Below are 17,446 nucleotides of genomic sequence, written 5' to 3' on the forward strand. Positions count from 1 at the left end.
CCGAAAGTAGGCAATTAATTATCTCTTATTCGATAAGCAACGCCTGCAATTGTAGCTTAATATCGCTTAACTGCGCTTGCTGCTGTTGGTTCTGTTGCTTCATAGTTCGAATGTCTTCACTGTCCGGTATCAATACCAAACACTCATTTAGAATATTCACCGTAAAAGTGAAATCCGTATCAAACCTTGTATCCTGAACCACTGCCCTTTGAGGTGTATCGCCGGCGATGGTACAGTTTTGTTACCGTCCCGCCATGTAATAGAGACATATAATAGAGAATGGCTGTATTTATGGAATACACAAAATCATCTAACTGCGTGTCTTGTAGATAGGGGTTTTCCTGATGAAATTAGAAAATTACTGGGGATAGAATGAATATATATGACGGTATAGTATCAAACTCGTTACTTAAGAAGTTTCCATCGGGTTATCCTGCAAATGTACTATTGACTAATTTTGTGGCGAATTTTGTTGATTTAGAAGGCGTTCTTGCCTGTGCTGGTTTATTTTGCCCAACATTTATTGAAATAGATAATGTACTAATGAATATCTTTTAGATATAGACTGGAGACCTTCGTTCAAAATTGATGGTCAATTTAAGTTGGCGCTAATTAAAGGTTTTAACTTGTAAAATTCTGTTTATTTAGGTTCAACAATTAATTTATTCGAATTAAAGAAGAAACTCAACTAGCAATGCGCAAATTATAGGATCTCTTGATTAATATGGAACAATTACTAACCAAAACCGAAATGCCAGAATGGTTTTCTTACCCACGTGAATTTCTCAGAATAGTTGAGCAAAATTTACTTAATTTTGATCCTTGGATTATTTTGGAAGGAGAGCGGCTCAGGGTTCGTTTTGGTGGTTTAAAAAAAGATACCCAACAAATAGAAATATTATTCCTTTTGCCCATCGGGAAGATAATGATGATGTAGCGTGTTGGGATAAAAATAGCCGTCATCAGGTTATTATTATTCACGATTTTGCAAGTGAAGGTTATGAATATGTCGGTAAGTTTGATTCATTTTGGGATTGGCTCAGAACGGCCTTAGAAGCAACTATCGAATACAATGAGTAAATATTAATGTATCAACAAAGCCGGAAGACTGAAGTGGCAAGTTACCGTTGATGGGAGAACCTAGAACATATTTCAAAGCAACTGGTGGGCATATTATAGTCTTCGATCCAGATGGGTGCCGCATAGCGGATATAAGTAAAGAAAGAATAAAAATAGTTGAATGAAACCGTTCACCCAAAGGACAATATTTTATCCCAACTGGTAGTGATACAAAGTTTGCGAGTAAAGAAATACCCGATGTAATTAAAAAATTATAATAGCCCTTGCTATAAATTAGCAAAGGCTATTTTGTTGTTTATAAGATAAACGCTAAACAACTACTGCTTTGCTGGTACAAGCAAGCTCAATACAAATAAACTACTGGCGGCTAATACTACTGATGGGCCTGCAGGGGTGTCATAGAATGCAGAGAAAGTTAATCCCCCAGTGATAGCAAACATACCTACAGCGACGGCAATCACTGCCATCTGTTCTGGTGAACGTGAAAAACGGCGCGCTGTTGCTGCGGGAATAATCAATAGTGACGTAATGATAAGTGCACCAACAAATTTCATTGCCAACCCAATTGTTAATGCGGTGATCATCATCAATTTTAAACGTTCGCGTTTAATATTCACACCATCGACAAAAGCCATATCTTGATTAATAGTCATTGAAAGAAGTGGACGCCATGAACGGATAATCACTAATAAAACAATAACGACACCAATAAAAATACTGATCACATCTTGGTAATTAACGGAGAGTAAATCACCAAAGAGATATGCCATTAAATCAACACGAACATTGGCCATTAAACTGACGACAACAAGCCCTAAAGAAAGGGCGCTATGAGCCATGATACCTAACAAGGTATCAACAGAAAGTTGAGGCTTTAGTTCTAACCAAACTAATAAAATAGCTAACAGCAAAGTTACGGCAATAACGGCATAAAAAGGCTCTATATTAAACAGCAGGCCAAAAGCGACCCCCAATAAAGAGGCGTGGGCGAGGGTATCGCCAAAATAGGACATTCTGCGCCAAACAACAAAGGAGCCTAATGGACCTGCGGCCATCGCTAAGAGCATACCGGCGATCCAGCCCGGTAACAGCAACTCAATCATGATGACACTCCTTATTATGTTGGTGATGATGACGATAAATACCCAGTTGTTCAGCACCACGACTACCAAACATAGCTATAAATTCAGGGTGAGAAGAAACCACATCTGGTGTACCTGAGCAGCAGATATGACCATTTAAACAGAGCACTTCATCTGTTTTAGCCATAACCAGATGTAAGTCATGTGACACCATTAAAATTGCGCAGCCTAATTCATTGCGAAGCTGATTAATTAAATCATAGAGGGCTAATTGACCATTTACATCAACCCCTTGAGTGGGTTCATCTAGAACTAACAGTTGTGGTTGATTAAGTAAAGCTCGGGCGAGTAAAACACGTTGTGATTCACCCCCTGATAATTTTTGCATAGGGGCGTTTATTAATTTTGCTGCATTGACTCGTTCTAAAGCAGGTAAAATATCTTTATCTTTAACACCCGGTTTTAAGGTCATAAACCGCTTGACTGTCAATGGCATAGTTGGATCGAGATAGAGTTTTTGAGGTACATAGCCAATACGTAAACTATGTTGACGTTCAATCTTTCCAGAAGAGGGAGCCAACAACCCTAAAACCAAACGAATAATCGTTGACTTACCCGCACCATTAGGGCCAAGTAAGGTAAGAATACGGCCTGCTTTTAGATTAAAAGAGATATCTTTTAGAATAACGCTTTCACCAAAAGAGACACCAACCGATTTTAAACGAATTAAGTCAGACATAAAATTAGCACTTGCAGAATCATTGAAACGTTATAATATAACATTTCCAATGACGTTTCACGAGAATTTTGCCTATGTTACATAAAAACAACAAATTTGCGCATGGTTTTTTAATTAAATCATGTTTAGTGACTGCTATGATAGCCTCATTTAGTTCATCTGTTCAGGCAGATGTTGTTGCTTCAATTAGGCCGATAGGGTTTATTGCGGCAGCAATTGCTGATGGTGTAACGCCAACAGAAGTTTTATTACCTGATGGGGCATCGCCACATGATTATGCATTAAAACCTTCGGATTTACGCAAAATCACCTCAGCAGATTTAATGGTATGGGTTGGGCCGGATATGGAAGTCTTTTTAGATAGACCATTAAATAGACTTAGTGACAAAAATAAGCTGGCTTTAGCGGAAACTGACAAAATAAAGTCGCTTTTATTGAAAGATGATAATGACAATGTGCATAAACATGAGGAAAATCACGAACATCATTCTCATGGTGATTATAATATGCACATCTGGTTATCACCAGAGATTGCGTTGTCGTCTGCAAAACAGATCCACGATAGGTTAGTGACGCTCTATCCAGATAAAAAAGAACTTCTGGACGTAAACCTAAGTAAATTCAGCGAACAACTCAAGCAAACAGATAAAAATCTTGTTAATATTCTGTCGCCTGTTAAAAACAAGGGTTATTTTGTCTTTCATGATGCTTATGGCTACTTCGAAAAACATTATAATTTAAAGCCATTAGGTCATTTTACGATCAACCCTGAAATACAACCAGGTGCACAGAAATTACATCAAATACGAACACAGTTGGTTGAGCAAAAAGCCACATGTATTTTTGCTGAGCCACAATTTAGGCCGACAGTAATTGAGACAGTGGCGAAAGGCACTGGAGTTAAAATGGGGGTATTAGATCCCCTAGGAAGTGGGATTGCATTAACTCAAGATAGTTATGTGAAATTCCTTACCCAATTAGCTAACCAATATGCGAGCTGCCTGAATGAAACACAATAAGGAATTAAGAACGTGCAGCAGAAGACGAGATCCATTGCACAGGTATATTTAAATTTACCCTTACCACATAAAATTATGCTTGGTTCGTTAACTGCAGCAACACTGGCTGTCGCAATATGGCGGCCAGTTGTGCTTCACACCGAACAAAGCAGAGAAGTTCCTATCAGTATTCAGACTCCCCTAACAACCCAAGGGGAAAACACCGACGATATTATTACCGACAGTAGTGATCAGCTAACAGATGAAGGACTTGTAGGTGCTGATGATGGTGTCGATACTAGCACCGCAGTGGCACAGGTTCCTCATACTTATATTGTCTCCAGTGGAGATTCATTAAGTTCGATATTAACGCAATTTGGTATCGACTCAGCTGATATTGCAACGCTCTCCAATCAAAATAAAGATCTCAGAAACCTTAAAATAGGCCAACCAATAAGTTGGAAACTTGATGATGATGGTTTATTGCAAGAGTTAAGTTGGGGCGTTTCTCGCCGAGAAACTCGTGTTTATACGCGTACGGAAACAGGTTTTACTGAAGCAAAAGAGTTCCAAAAAGGCGAATGGAAAAATAGTGTGACCACAGGGGTTATCCGTGGTAGTTTCTCTGCAAGTGCAACAAATGCTGGCTTAACTAACGCAGAAGCTCGCGCAGTGACTAAAGCTTTGCAATGGCAATTAGACTTTAGAAAATTACAAAGTGGTGATAAATTCTCAGCCCTTTTTTCTCGTGAAGTCTTAGATGGTCGTACCGAACAGAGCGAACTTATTGGTGTGCGGTTACGAAGTGGTGGTAAAGATTACTATGCTTTTCTTGCTGAAGATGGCCGCTACTATGATAGCCAAGCAGGTGGTTTAGAACGTGGTTTTATGCGTTTTCCAACGGTAAAACAGTTTAGAGTCTCTTCTCAATTTAATCCTCGCCGTATCAATCCTGTCACAGGCCGTGTTGCACCGCATAAAGGGGTTGATTTTGCTATGCCTGTTGGTACGCCTGTTTTAGCTACAGGAGATGGTGAAGTCATTGTCTCTAAATACAGTGGTGCAGCAGGTAATTTTATTGCTATCCGTCATGGTAGCCAATATACCACTCGTTATATGCACTTACGCCAACTGTTAGTCAAACCGGGACAACGTGTAAAACGAGGTGATCGCATTGCACTATCCGGAAATACAGGGCGCTCCACAGGGCCACACTTACATTATGAATTATGGATCAACCAACAAGCAGTTAATCCATTAACAGCTAAATTACCTCGTGCAGATGGCCTAACAGGCAAAGAGAAGCGTGAATACTTAGCTAAAGTAAAAGAGATCATGCCTCAATTAACGTTAGATAATTGACATTAAACAAGAAGTTAAAGACATAAAAGCGGATGATTGATATCATCCGTTTTTGTTTTAATGATTTTTACGCCTATTTAGAGGTGTCAGTTCAGCGAGTTATCTGATGAATAAAGAAAAAGATACAGATAGTAAAGCGGGTTATGTACCGACTTTTCACCGCGCCTATTTGCATCCTCGTCATTGGGGAACCTGGTTTGGTGCAGGCGTATTGTGTGCATTAGCGTATATGCCGGTAAAATGGCGTGATCCGCTCCTTGCTTCTATAGGTCGTTTTGTTGGGCGTAAAGCGAAAAGTGCCAGACGTCGTGCAGATATCAATTTAAGATATTGTTTTCCTCACTGGGATAAAGCACAACGAGAAGATGTGCTTGATAAAATGTTTGAAACAGCGCCACAGTCTTTCGTGATGCTTGCAGATCTTTGTTTAAGAGGGGCTAAACACACATTACAGCGTACCTCTTGGGAAGGGATAGAGATTATAGAGCGCTTAAAAGCACAAGGGCGTAATGTTATTTTTATGGTACCGCATGGATGGGCTGTTGATGTACCTGCCATGTTATTGGCTGCTAAAGGGCAAAAAATGGCAGCAATGTTTCACCACCAAAAAGATCCGGTGACTGATTATTTATGGAATAAAGCACGTTACCATTTCGGCGGACGTTTACACTCGCGCGAAGCGGGGATAAAACCTTTTATTTCAACGGTGCGCCAAGGGTTTTGGGGGTATTATTTACCTGACCAAGATCATGGTGCCGAGCATAGTCAATTTGTGGATTTTTTTGGTACTTATAAAGCCACATTACCGGCGATTGGCCGATTAATGAAAGTATGCAGAGCGGCCATTGTGCCACTGTTTCCTGTTTACTGTCATAAAACGCATCAACTAAAGATTATTATCCGTGAGCCGATGGATGATATAGAAGGGCAAGATGATCGTTATATTGCGCGTCGGATGAATGAAGAGCTAGAAGCGTTAGTCTCACCGACACCAGAGCAATATACTTGGATCTTAAAACTATTAAAAACGCGTAAAGAGGGGGAAATAGAACCTTATGCGCGTGAGAATATCCTAGACTAGTCCATTGCTGGTGAACGAATAGGAAGATAAAAAAACGGGCACTATTTAAAGTGCCCGTTTGCCATTTTGCTATAAAAGAATAAGAACGATTATTCTACGGTAAGGATACGACAAGTATTGGTACTTCCGATCGTACCCATCTGGTCACCTTGCGTGACTAAGACTAAATCACCTGAAACTAAAAAGCCTTTTTCACATAAACGCATAATAGCTTCATTAGCGGCAGCAATACCGTCAGTATGAGTACTGCAATAAACAGGCGTAACACCTCGATAAAGTGCAGTTTGGTTTAATGTTTTCTCATGGCGTGACATAGAGAAAATAGGTAAACCGGTGCTAATTCGTGACATCATACGGGCAGTACGACCGGACTCAGTCATAGCGATAATCGCATTAACGCCTTTCATATGGTTAGCTGCATACATGGTTGACATGGCTATCGCTTCTTCAGCATTATCAAATACCATATCTAAACGGTGTTTTGATACATTGGCCGCAGGCATTTTTTCCGCGCCTAAGCAGACTTGTGCCATTGCGGCTACAGTTTCAGCGGGATATTGTCCTGCTGCTGTTTCAGCCGATAACATAACGGCATCTGTACCATCTAATACCGCATTGGCGACGTCCATGACTTCTGCACGAGTTGGCATTGGGTTAGTTATCATCGATTCCATCATTTGAGTGGCTGTGATAACAACACGATTTAGCTGACGAGCACGACGGATGAGTTTTTTCTGTACCCCGACTAATTCAGGATCACCAATTTCTACGCCTAAATCACCACGGGCAACCATGACAACATCAGAAGCGAGAATGATCTCATCGATAATTTCATCATTGGCAACGGCTTCGGCACGTTCAACTTTCGCGACAATTTGGCACTCACAGCCTGCATCACGTGCTAAGCGACGTGCATAATTAAGATCTTCGCCTGTTCTTGGAAAGGAGACAGCAAGATAATCAACACCAATTTTGGCTGCAGTAATAATATCTTGTTTATCTTTTTCAGTTAATGCTTCAGCAGAAAGACCACCACCGAGTTTATTGATCCCTTTATTATTAGATAATGGGCCACCGACAGTCACTTCAGTGAAAACTTTCAGGCCTTCGACTTTAAGGACTTTTAATTGAACACGTCCATCATCAAGTAGCAAGATATCGCCAGGAACAACATCGGCAGGTAACCCTTTATAGTCAATACCGACTTTAGTTTGGTCGCCTTCGCCTTTTTCTAAATTGGCATCAAGGAGAAATTTGTCTCCCACATTAAGAAATACTTTGCCTTCTTTAAATGTCGAAACACGGATTTTCGGACCCTGCAAATCGCCTAAAATAGCAACATGGCGACCAAGTCTAGCTGCTATTTCACGGGTGCGATTAGCACGAGCAAGATGATCTTCTGCAGAGCCATGAGAGAAATTTAATCGAACAACATTTGCACCAGCAGTAATGATTTTTTCTAGGTTATTATCACGATCTGTTGCTGGGCCTAAGGTGGTAACAATTTTTGTTCTTCTGAGCCGTCTGGACATGCATTACTCCGTTGACCTTGAACGAAAGGTATTGGCTATTGGATAAAACGGAGGTAAGTAACATTCTATCCAATATGTTAAGTGAAACGCTTCAAGCTAATTGTAACATACTTAGGTGTTTTCATCATATGTGAGAGTTAGCTCGCAGTTATGCTACCATTTTTCAAAAAGTTATCTAGTCAAGGGCACACTGCTAAATGTGACTATACTAACAAATTCATTTAAAACGGTTACTTATCAAAGCGCGAATCGCGTAATGCTTCTTTGACACGCTTCAAGTTATCTCTAAATTTTGGCCCTCGGCGTAAAATAAACCCTGTAGCCAGAACATCAATAACGGTAAGTTGTGCAAGGCGAGAAATCATCGGCATGTAGATATCGGTATCTTCCGGTACATCAAGTAAGATGGGTAACGTTGCTTCGGCGGCTAATAAAGAGCCAGAAGTGGTAATCGCTATTACTGATGCATCATTTTCACGTGCAATTTTAGCAATTTCGACTAAATTTTTAGTACGACCTGTGTGAGACACAATCACCACAACATCACCGTCGATACTATTTATACAGCTCATTCGTTGCATGATAACATCATCAAAATAGGTCACGGGAATGTTGAAACGTGAGAATTTATTCATGGCATCATGTGCGACGGCGGCAGAAGCACCTAGACCAAAAAACGAGATTTTTCTTGCTTGAGTAAGAATATCGACAGCTCGATTAATAACCGCAATATCGAGATTATTTTTGACAGTCTCTAAACCCGCCATCGCGGATTCAAATATTTTATTGGTATAAGCAGAGACAGAATCGGAGTCATCAATGTTACGATTGACATAAGGTGTACCATTGGCAATGCTTTGTGCTAATTGTAACTTAAAATCTGGAAATCCTTTTGTTGCCATGCGTCGACAAAAACGATTTACAGTGGGCTCACTAACATCAGCTGTTTTCGCCATAAGAGCGATACTTGAATGGATCACGGTTTGTGGTGTTGTTAAAACAACCTCAGCCACTTTTTTTTCTGATTTACTCAAGATGTCCAGACTAGACTGAACCCTTTCCAATATATTCATTAAATATACAGATCCTTGGCTTTGCCAATTTCAATAAAAGGAGAAATCTATAACGGTTTTATGAAAATATACTACGCATATAACAGCACTTACATCGCTGACAGCCCCTTAAAAGGGCTTTTTTCATCAAAGTATGACCTGTGTCTAACTTTCAAAGCTGAAAACAATTAACAAAACTGTTGTAAATTTACATAGAAATAGAAAAAGCTAGACATAAAAAACTGTTGGTTAATAAGATGTAAGGGGCGTTAAAGACTAAAACACGCAAGCGTATTTACTGCGTACACCCAAAAGAGTACATTAATACGAAATTATGTAACAAAATTACAAAATCTCATCATGAGGAGACGTACTATGGCAGCGATATCGACTGCTCAGGCCTGTGATCTGGTTATCTTCGGTACTAAAGGGGATCTTGCCCGTCGTAAGTTAATTCCATCACTTTATCAACTGGAAAAGGCAGGATATATTCACCCTGATACACGTATCATCGGTGTTGGTCGTGCTGATTGGGATGTAGCTGCTTATACAAATGTTGCCCATGAAGCATTACAAACTTTTTTAAAAGAAGAGATTAACCCTGAAATTTGGCAACGTTTAAGTGCTCGTCTCGATTTTTGTAATCTTGATGTCAATGAAACTGACCACTTTATTGAGTTAGCAAAACATCTAAAACAAGACAAATTACCGGCGATTTACTATTTTGCAATGCCACCAAGTACTTTCAGTGCGATGTGTAAAGGTTTGGGACATGCTAAATTAAATAAAGAGCCAAACCGTGTTGTTATGGAAAAACCACTAGGAACAGATTTAGCGTCTTCAGTTTCTATTAATGACAGTGTGGCGAAATACTTTAAAGAGAGTCAAATTTATCGTATCGACCACTACTTGGGTAAAGAAACCGTTTTAAACTTATTGGCTTTACGTTTTGCTAACTCCTTATTTGTTAATAATTGGGATAACAAAACGATAGATCATGTCCAAATCACGGTGGCAGAAGAAGTTGGTATTGAAGGACGTTGGGGGTATTTCGATCAAGCGGGTCAAATGCGTGATATGGTGCAAAATCACCTATTACAAATTTTGACGATGATCGCCATGTCACCACCTGCTGATTTAACGGCTGATAGTATCCGCCAAGAAAAAGTGAAAGTACTGCGCTCATTACGTCGTATTGATATGACTAATGTCCGTGAAAAAACGGTTCGTGGGCAATATACGGCTGGTTTTGTACAAGGTAAAAAAGTACCGGGCTATCTAGACGAAGAGGGTGCAAATAAAGCCAGTAATACAGAGACCTTTGTTGCAATTCGTGCTGATATTGATAACTGGCGTTGGGCGGGTGTACCCTTCTATTTAAGAACCGGTAAGCGTATGCCAAGTAAATGCTCGGAAGTGGTGGTCTATTTTAAAAAACCAGCTCTGAATATTTTCAGTGAAACCTATCAAGAGTTACCACAAAATAAACTCACTATCCGTTTACAGCCTGATGAAGGTATTGATATTGAAGTGCTAAATAAAGCACCAGGTCTTGATCATAAACACCGCTTACAAACCACTAAATTAGACTTAAGTTTCTCCGAAACTTTTAATCAAACTCATTTAGCTGATGCTTATGAGCGGTTGTTGCTTGAGGCAATGCGGGGTATTCAAGCGCTATTTGTCCGTCGTGATGAAGTAGAAGAAGCATGGAAATGGGTCGATTCAATTATTAATGCATGGGAATGCGATAATGAATTACCTAAGCCATACCAAGCAGGAACATGGGGGCCGGTTGCATCTGTTGCAATGATCACTCGTGATGGCCGCTCTTGGAATGAAATTGAGTAGGGAATTTCATCGTCAGATATAGTCCCTAACTAATATAAATAACACCGTAAAATAAGAGGTCGAGTTTTGCGGTGTTTTTTTATTAAGCATGATTACTGCGATATAAATGAATAAATTAATAACAAGTTCAGCTAAGAATTGATTAACTATGCAGTGTATTGCAATCTTCAACTTAAAACCTAAATAAAACCAATCAATTACCTAAAAAATTTTTGCAGAAGATCCTTGCTTTAAATAATTCGGCATGATAGAAATATCATGTAACATTTATCCATATTATATGAGGGTTCGGAGTATATCGTGCGGATGGTCTGCGCGATGAAAGAATAAATAATCATGACTAGCGCCAAAAGCGTAAAAGTTAAACGTTCTACTTATAAGTTATTCCTTTCTGCTATTTTATCCAGCGAACACTACTGGTGTGGCGCATTATAGAAATTTCTCATCCTACTTCCTGATATATCAGGAAATAACGTTGCCTTAACGTTCGGTTTTATACCGCCAGAAAGACTATCTGCATATTCTCTATCTTCTGCGCAAGAAACGTTTAGGCGTGCTTTAAACGTGTATGAGAGATGAAAAATGATTTATTGGATATTTTTAGTTTTAGCTATTATCTGTGAAGTGATCGGCACTTTATCAATGAAGTATGCCAGTGTCAGCGGTGGTTACACTGGTATGATCGTTATGTGGTTAATGATTGCCACTTCCTATATCTTTTTAGCCATAGCCGTAAAAAAAGTGGCATTAGGTGTAGCTTATGCACTGTGGGAAGGTATTGGAATTGTCATTATTACAACATTTAGCGTGCTTTGGTTTGGTGAATCACTGTCAGCATTAAAATTAGGTGGTTTAGCAATGTTAATTGCGGGGATCACTCTGATTAAGTCAGGCACTAAAAAATCGGCGGTTGCTAAAAAAACAACCGATTCGGTAAAAAATATTGCCGGAAAAGCCAAACAGGTTGCTACTGTGGTAAAGGGAGTTAATAAGCCAATTTCTTCTAATGTTAAAGAGGCTTAATATGTTAGCTCAATTTGAATGGTGGCATGGCGCTTTTCTTCTTCTTGCTGTTGTGCTTGAAATCGTGGCCAATATATTCTTGAAAATGTCTAACGGTTTTAGTCGTTGGGGGTTGGGAATATTGTCATTGCTTTGTGTATTAGGCGCATTTAGTTCATTGGCAATGGCCGTAAAGGGGATAGAGCTTTCTGTTGCTTACGCACTATGGGGAGCTTTTGGTATTATTGCCACTATCGCCGCTGGGTGGATCTTATTTAATCAACGCCTAAATTATAAAGGATGGAGTGGAATTATATTATTATTAGTCGGTATGATAATGATTAAATTCGCTTAACTCTATTTTACATAGCAAAGTAAAGCATATTAAATAAAAAAGCTAAGTTTCTTGTAAACTTAGCTTTTTTGTTTCTATAAATATCTATTAAAAACGATGTGTTTAAAATAACAAAAGTTTATAGTAAAAATAACCTTACTATTTCAACACTAAAAAGAGTGAAATTTGAAGATGCTATAGAATCTATCACTAACAATGGTGAGTATATTGCATTTATTATGCTAAACGCAGTTGCTATTAATTTATCATTGATGTTACTTTTCATGATAATTAAAAAATAAAGGAGTTGAAATGAAACGGATATTAGTCGCGGGAGCAACAGGATATTTGGGTGGTTTTTTAGTTCAAGAATTAAAAAAACAAGGATATTGGGTACGTGTTTTAGTTAGAAATCATCAACAAGCGACAAAGTTTGCTGATGTTGATGATATATTTATTGGCGAGATCACAAAACCAGAGCAACTTTCTTTGATTGCTCAAAATATTGATTGCGTGATATCAACGGTAGGGATCACTCGGCAAAAAGAAGGGTTAACCTATATGGATGTGGATTATCAGGCAAATGCCAATTTATTAGAAGAAGCGATTAAATCGAAGGTTAATAAATTTATTTATATCTCGGCTATTGATGGCGAAAAACACCGAAATCTAAAGATTTTTCAAGCAAAGGAGCGCTTTGTTGATAAATTAAAACAAGCCAATTTAGCATACTGTATTGTAAGACCTAATGGCTATTTTAGCGATATGGGGGATTTTTTACAGATGGCAGCATCGGGTAAAGTTTATTTATTTGGTGATGGCGAACAAAAAATAAATCCTATTTCTGGAAAAGATTTAGCGCAATTTATTGTCGAGAAAATGACAACCAATATAAATGAATTCACTGTAGGTGGACCGGATATTCTATCTTTGAATCAAATATGTGAACTCGCAGGAAGCGCATTAGATAAAAAAATTAAAATAATCCATTTACCCGATACGTTAAGAAAAATAACTATTTTTACGTTACGTCATTTCACGAGCCAAAAATTTTATGGGCCATTAGAGTTTTTTTTAACTTTTATGGCAAACAGTCATATTGGTATGTGTTATGGGCATGATCATTTATCAAATTATTATATTGAATTAGCTGATCCGAGATATAAGAGAAAATAGTACCCGCATGTGCGGGTGCTAATAAAAAATTAGAGAGCAGCGATGATTTTAATTTCTACTTTATATTCAGGATGCATGAGTTGAGCCTGAACGGTACAACGTACTGGCGCGCTCCCTTTAGCAACCCATGCATCCCATGCTTGATTCATACCTGCAAAATCGGCTTTATCTGCTAAAAATAGTGTTGCATCAAGGATCTTACTTTTATCCGATCCCACTCTTTGTAATAACACATCAATAGCAGCTAATGTATCTGCAGTTTGTTCGATTATATCCCCTGATAAGTTTTCAGGAACTGCAGTGTAATAGACAGTATCATTATAAATAACCGCTTCAGACCAACGGTCCTCTGGATCGATACGTTTTATAGTCACGATAAATTCTCCTTTGTATTAATAACGTGGGTGGTACTTTTAGCTATCCACTGGCATAATTTACGTCTTATTTTATAAAAAGAGTATGCCTGTGTCAGACGATTTTGCAGAAAACGGGATTTTAACCCGACGCGTTCCTGGATTTCATCCCCGTGAAGCTCAACGACAAATGGCGATATCAGTAACAGAGGTTATTGATAAACAAGGTGTGCTTATTGCAGAAGCGGGGACCGGGACAGGGAAAACCTATGCCTATCTTGTGCCTGCATTACGTTCTGGGAAAAAAACTATCATCTCTACCGGATCTAAGGCATTACAAGATCAACTGTATAGTCGTGATCTCCCCACCATAATAGAAGCGCTAGACTACGATGGTACAACGGCTTTATTAAAAGGTCGCTCTAATTATTTGTGTTTAGAACGTTTAGATCAGCAAATGCTCAGTGGCGGTGATTTAGAAGCAGAAGTACTTGCTGATGTTATGCATGTACGCCAATGGTCAACGCAAACAGAAGATGGTGATATTAGTCGCTGTCATAGTGTGGCGGAAGATAGCAAAGTATGGCCATTGGTGACTAGCACTAATGATAATTGTCTGGGCAGTGATTGTCCTCGCTACAAAGAGTGTTATGTATTAAGTGCCCGTAAAAATGCGTTAGCCGCTGATGTGGTGGTTGTTAATCATCACCTTTTTATGGCAGATACGGTAGTAAAAGATACTGGTTTTGGTGAGCTGATCCCCGATGCGGAGATAATGATCTTCGATGAGGCGCATCAAATTCCTGATATAGCGAGCCACTACTTCGGTCAACAGCTCACTAGTCGTCAATTATTCGATCTAGCGCGAGATATGATTGTGGCGTATCGCACTGAAGTGCGTGATCAAGTGCAACTGCAAAAAAGTGCTGACCGTTTAACTCAAATGGTACAAGATTTTCGTCTTAGCTTAGGTGATACGGGTTTTCGGGGTAACTTAAGGGAATTATTACAAAATAAGGAAACCAAACGCTATTTAACCTTATTAGATGATGCGTTAGAGCTAAGTTATGATGTAATGAAGCTCTCTTTAGGGCGTAGCCAATTACTGGATAGTGCGTTTGAACGGGCAACACTTTATCGTAATCGTTTAAAACGCCTAATTGATACGACGATTGCCGGATACAGTTATTGGTTTGAAAGCTATGGTCGTCATTTTTTACTGGCGATCACGCCACTTTCGGTTGCTGATAAATTTCGTGAGCTGATAAAGTCCCATAAAAGTAGTTGGATATTTACTTCTGCAACACTCTCTGTAGATGAAAAAATGTCTTATTACACAGATAGATTAGGACTGGAAAATGCCACAACATTAATTTTAAATAGCCCATTTGATTATCAACATCAAACGTTGCTCTGTGTACCACGTTATTTACCTCCGTTAAATCAACCATACACCGCGAAGCGTTTAGCCGCTATGCTGGCTCCTGTGATCTTAAAAAATCAGGGGCGTTGTTTTTTTCTTTGTACCTCTCACGCTATGATGCGTGGATTAGCCGAAGAGTTTAAAGCCAGCTTACCACTTCCCGTGTTAATGCAAGGCGAAATGGGGAAATCGCAATTATTGAAAAAATTTGTTTCCTCAGGCAATGCGTTACTTGTCGCGACCCAAAGTTTTTGGGAAGGGGTGGATGTCAGGGGAGATACACTTTCTTGTGTGATCATTGATAAATTACCCTTTACCGCACCTGACGATCCATTATTAAGAGCACGTATTGAAGATTGTCAATTACGTGGTGGTGATGCATTTCGGGATGTACAAATCCCTGATGCGGTGATCACTCTAAAGCAAGGCGTCGGGCGTTTGATCCGCGATATACATGATTATGGTGCCATTATTGTTTGTGATGATAGATTAGTTTCAAGACCTTATGGGGAAGTGTTTTTAAGTAGTTTGCCCCCATCACCACGAACCCGTTCATTAGAAAAAACCAGTTATTTTTTAAGCCAACGGGCACAACGAAATGAAATAGTGTCGGAGTCATAATAGTGATTACATATGATGTGTATTTATTCTGTTGAATACTATTATGATATTATTCTTTCTCTTTTTACTTATTGAATCTGCCGGAGTTATGGCGTGTCACTGCGAATTTTAGCAATTGATACCGCAACTGAGTCTTGTACTGTTGCGGTTTGGAATGAAGGTGTCGTTGCTTCACGTTTTGAAATTTCACCGCGTGAACATACACAAAAAATTTTACCAATGGTGAAAAGTGCTTTAGAAGAAGCCAATTTATCACTGCAATCCTTAGATGCCCTCGCTTTTGGTCGTGGTCCGGGCAGTTTTACCGGTGTTCGCATTGGTGTCGGTGTTGCGCAAGGTATCGCACTAGGGGCTAATTTGCCACTGATTGGTATTTCTTCTCTTGCCACCATGGCAGAAGGCGTCTTTAGAACAACAGGCATTAAGCAAGTTTTAGTCGCCATTGATGCCCGTATGGGGGAAATCTACTGTGCCCAATATCAACGTAATGACGCTGGCATTTGGTCTGGTGAAGAAACAGAAGCGGTAATGAAACCAGAACAATTTGCCGAAACGCTACAAGCTACCACAGGTCGCTGGGCAATTGCGGGTACGGGGTGGCAAGCTTATCCTGATTTAGCTTTATCATTGCCTTTTACCGTGGTTGAAACGCAAATTACTTTGCCTGCGGCACAAGATATGTTGCCACTTGCCGTTACCGCATGGCATGAAGGGAAAGCAACTAAAGTAGAAGAGGCCGAGCCTGTTTATTTACGTAATGAAGTCACTTGGAAAAAATTACCAGGACGGGAATAGATTGTTAGCGATTTTCTGTTAGAAGTGACAGAGTGACGCTATACTTATCTTAGCGTGTAACGTACTTAATGACGTACAAAGAGGTGGTTTATGAACAGACAATTAAACTACCGTTTGGTAAGTAAAGCGCTATTTTTATCTGGCGCTCTATTACTAACGGGCTGCGTCTCTATACCTGAATCTATTAAAGGGACAACAGCAACTCCTGTTACTGACTTAAATGTAGTTCTAGCGGCACCGGAGCTTTATGTCGGTCAAGAAGGTCGTTTTGGTGGGCGAGTGATAGAGGTTAAGAATCTACCTTCATCAACCCAGTTAGAAATTGCTGTGATGCCACTTTCTCACTATGATGCGGCTCCTGAGTTACAGCAACCTTCTGTTGGTCGTCTTTATGCGAATGTTACTCATTTTTTAGATCCAACAGATTATAAAAATCAGTATGTCACGGTAGTGGGTACGATCAAAGGTGTAAAAACAGGCAAAGTGGGTGAAGCCGTTTATCCATTTTTACGTATCGATGTTACAGGAATGAAACGCTGGACATTAACGCAACAAGTTATTATGCCTGCGCCTGTTATGACATGGGGATACTATGGTAATGCCCCTTACTGGTATAATTATGGCTACGGCGGCTATGGGGCATATCCATATGGTACTGGCCAAGTTGTCCCCGTTTTGGAGTAATAAACTAGAATAATTGTTAATGACGATATAATATTTTACCTTTATGAGTTTGAAACGGTGTATAATCAATACCTGTAATATATTAGATGGCAATTATCTAATATAATTATTAAAGATGAAGACAACAAAAGAGAGGGCGGTTTTGACCGCCTTCTTTTTTGTTAAACATAAAAAGAAAAAATTTAGTGATACACTTCGCATCTTCACAACAGAAAATTGTTTGTGCTGGTAGGATGAGTTAATACTTTGTTAAAAAGAAACATAATATTAACCAAGAAGTG

At 39.3% G+C, this 17,446-nt stretch carries 17 protein-coding genes; 12 read left to right on the forward strand and 5 right to left on the reverse strand.

Going from position 1 to position 17,446, the window contains the following annotated elements:
- Window positions 1–372: 372 nt before the first annotated feature.
- Window positions 373–558 (forward strand): hypothetical protein, encoded by a 186-nt coding sequence (locus tag HMPREF0693_RS00835; RefSeq protein ID WP_004242751.1) that lies wholly within the window; start codon window positions 373–375, stop codon window positions 556–558.
- A gap of 166 nt (window positions 559–724) precedes the next feature.
- A complete protein-coding gene (locus HMPREF0693_RS19365) occupies window positions 725–937 on the forward strand; it encodes a hypothetical protein (RefSeq protein ID WP_223293443.1) in 213 nt (70 codons plus the stop codon).
- A 460-nt stretch (window positions 938–1,397) separates the two neighbouring features.
- On the opposite strand, the gene znuB is transcribed toward HMPREF0693_RS19365, so the two are convergent.
- Together znuB and znuC are read right to left on the reverse strand one after the other, a co-directional pair.
- The gene (gene znuB, locus HMPREF0693_RS00845) at window positions 1,398–2,183 is read right to left on the reverse strand and encodes a zinc ABC transporter permease subunit ZnuB (protein ID WP_004242754.1); all 786 of its coding nucleotides are present in this window, start codon (window positions 2,181–2,183) and stop codon (window positions 1,398–1,400) included.
- A complete protein-coding gene (gene znuC / locus HMPREF0693_RS00850) occupies window positions 2,176–2,901 on the reverse strand; it encodes a zinc ABC transporter ATP-binding protein ZnuC (protein WP_004242756.1) in 726 nt (241 codons plus the stop codon). The genes znuB and znuC overlap by 8 nt, the downstream gene beginning before the upstream one ends.
- A 74-nt stretch (window positions 2,902–2,975) precedes the next feature.
- Between znuC and znuA the strand changes: the two genes are divergently transcribed.
- The 3 genes from znuA to lpxM all read left to right on the forward strand — a co-directional run bounded on the left by znuA (window position 2,976) and on the right by lpxM (window position 6,342).
- Window positions 2,976–3,920 (forward strand): zinc ABC transporter substrate-binding protein ZnuA, encoded by a 945-nt coding sequence (gene znuA / locus HMPREF0693_RS00855; protein ID WP_004242757.1) that lies wholly within the window; start codon window positions 2,976–2,978, stop codon window positions 3,918–3,920.
- A gap of 12 nt (window positions 3,921–3,932) precedes the next feature.
- Window positions 3,933–5,261: a murein DD-endopeptidase MepM gene (mepM, locus tag HMPREF0693_RS00860; protein ID WP_004242759.1), complete on the forward strand. Its 1,329-nt coding sequence runs from the start codon at window positions 3,933–3,935 to the stop codon at window positions 5,259–5,261.
- Window positions 5,262–5,367: 106 nt separating this feature from the next.
- On the forward strand, window positions 5,368–6,342 hold the full coding sequence (lpxM, locus tag HMPREF0693_RS00865; RefSeq protein WP_004242762.1) for a lauroyl-Kdo(2)-lipid IV(A) myristoyltransferase: 975 nt from the start codon (window positions 5,368–5,370) through the stop codon (window positions 6,340–6,342).
- An 89-nt stretch (window positions 6,343–6,431) separates the two neighbouring features.
- Here the strand turns inward: lpxM and pyk are convergent, their stop codons facing one another.
- Both pyk and HMPREF0693_RS00875 read right to left on the reverse strand, forming a co-directional pair.
- Entirely contained in the window at window positions 6,432–7,874 is a 1,443-nt protein-coding gene (pyk, locus tag HMPREF0693_RS00870) for a pyruvate kinase (RefSeq protein ID WP_004242765.1), read from the reverse strand.
- A gap of 230 nt (window positions 7,875–8,104) precedes the next feature.
- Entirely contained in the window at window positions 8,105–8,947 is an 843-nt protein-coding gene (locus HMPREF0693_RS00875; RefSeq protein ID WP_004242767.1) for a MurR/RpiR family transcriptional regulator, read from the reverse strand.
- Between the two features lie 354 nt (window positions 8,948–9,301).
- Here HMPREF0693_RS00875 and zwf point away from each other — a divergent pair, with 354 nt between their 5' ends.
- From zwf to HMPREF0693_RS00895, 4 genes are all read left to right on the forward strand, one after another.
- On the forward strand, window positions 9,302–10,777 hold the full coding sequence (gene zwf, locus HMPREF0693_RS00880; RefSeq protein ID WP_004242768.1) for a glucose-6-phosphate dehydrogenase: 1,476 nt from the start codon (window positions 9,302–9,304) through the stop codon (window positions 10,775–10,777).
- Window positions 10,778–11,359: 582 nt separating this feature from the next.
- Entirely contained in the window at window positions 11,360–11,800 is a 441-nt protein-coding gene (mdtJ, locus tag HMPREF0693_RS00885; protein WP_004242769.1) for a multidrug/spermidine efflux SMR transporter subunit MdtJ, read from the forward strand.
- 1 nt (window position 11,801) lies between these two features.
- Window positions 11,802–12,134, forward strand: coding sequence for a multidrug/spermidine efflux SMR transporter subunit MdtI (gene mdtI / locus HMPREF0693_RS00890; protein ID WP_004247986.1), 333 nt, complete (start codon window positions 11,802–11,804; stop codon window positions 12,132–12,134).
- A gap of 291 nt (window positions 12,135–12,425) precedes the next feature.
- On the forward strand, window positions 12,426–13,289 hold the full coding sequence (locus HMPREF0693_RS00895; protein ID WP_004242772.1) for an SDR family oxidoreductase: 864 nt from the start codon (window positions 12,426–12,428) through the stop codon (window positions 13,287–13,289).
- Window positions 13,290–13,318: 29 nt separating this feature from the next.
- Here HMPREF0693_RS00895 and HMPREF0693_RS00900 read toward each other — a convergent pair whose 3' ends face one another.
- A complete protein-coding gene (locus HMPREF0693_RS00900; RefSeq protein WP_004242773.1) occupies window positions 13,319–13,663 on the reverse strand; it encodes a RidA family protein in 345 nt (114 codons plus the stop codon).
- 85 nt (window positions 13,664–13,748) lie between these two features.
- Between HMPREF0693_RS00900 and yoaA the strand changes: the two genes are divergently transcribed.
- The 3 genes from yoaA to HMPREF0693_RS00915 all read left to right on the forward strand — a co-directional run bounded on the left by yoaA (window position 13,749) and on the right by HMPREF0693_RS00915 (window position 17,165).
- The gene (gene yoaA / locus HMPREF0693_RS00905) at window positions 13,749–15,686 is read left to right on the forward strand and encodes a DNA repair helicase YoaA (protein ID WP_004242774.1); all 1,938 of its coding nucleotides are present in this window, start codon (window positions 13,749–13,751) and stop codon (window positions 15,684–15,686) included.
- 93 nt (window positions 15,687–15,779) lie between these two features.
- Window positions 15,780–16,481 carry a tRNA (adenosine(37)-N6)-threonylcarbamoyltransferase complex dimerization subunit type 1 TsaB gene (tsaB, locus tag HMPREF0693_RS00910; protein WP_004242775.1) on the forward strand — a complete coding sequence of 234 codons (702 nt, stop codon included), beginning with the start codon at window positions 15,780–15,782 and terminating at the stop codon, window positions 16,479–16,481.
- A 90-nt stretch (window positions 16,482–16,571) separates the two neighbouring features.
- Window positions 16,572–17,165 (forward strand): Slp family lipoprotein, encoded by a 594-nt coding sequence (locus HMPREF0693_RS00915; protein WP_004242776.1) that lies wholly within the window; start codon window positions 16,572–16,574, stop codon window positions 17,163–17,165.
- Window positions 17,166–17,446: the final 281 nt, after the last annotated feature.

It is taken from the genome of Proteus mirabilis ATCC 29906 (assembly GCF_000160755.1).
GTDB classification, from domain to species: Bacteria; Pseudomonadota; Gammaproteobacteria; order Enterobacterales; family Enterobacteriaceae; genus Proteus; species Proteus mirabilis.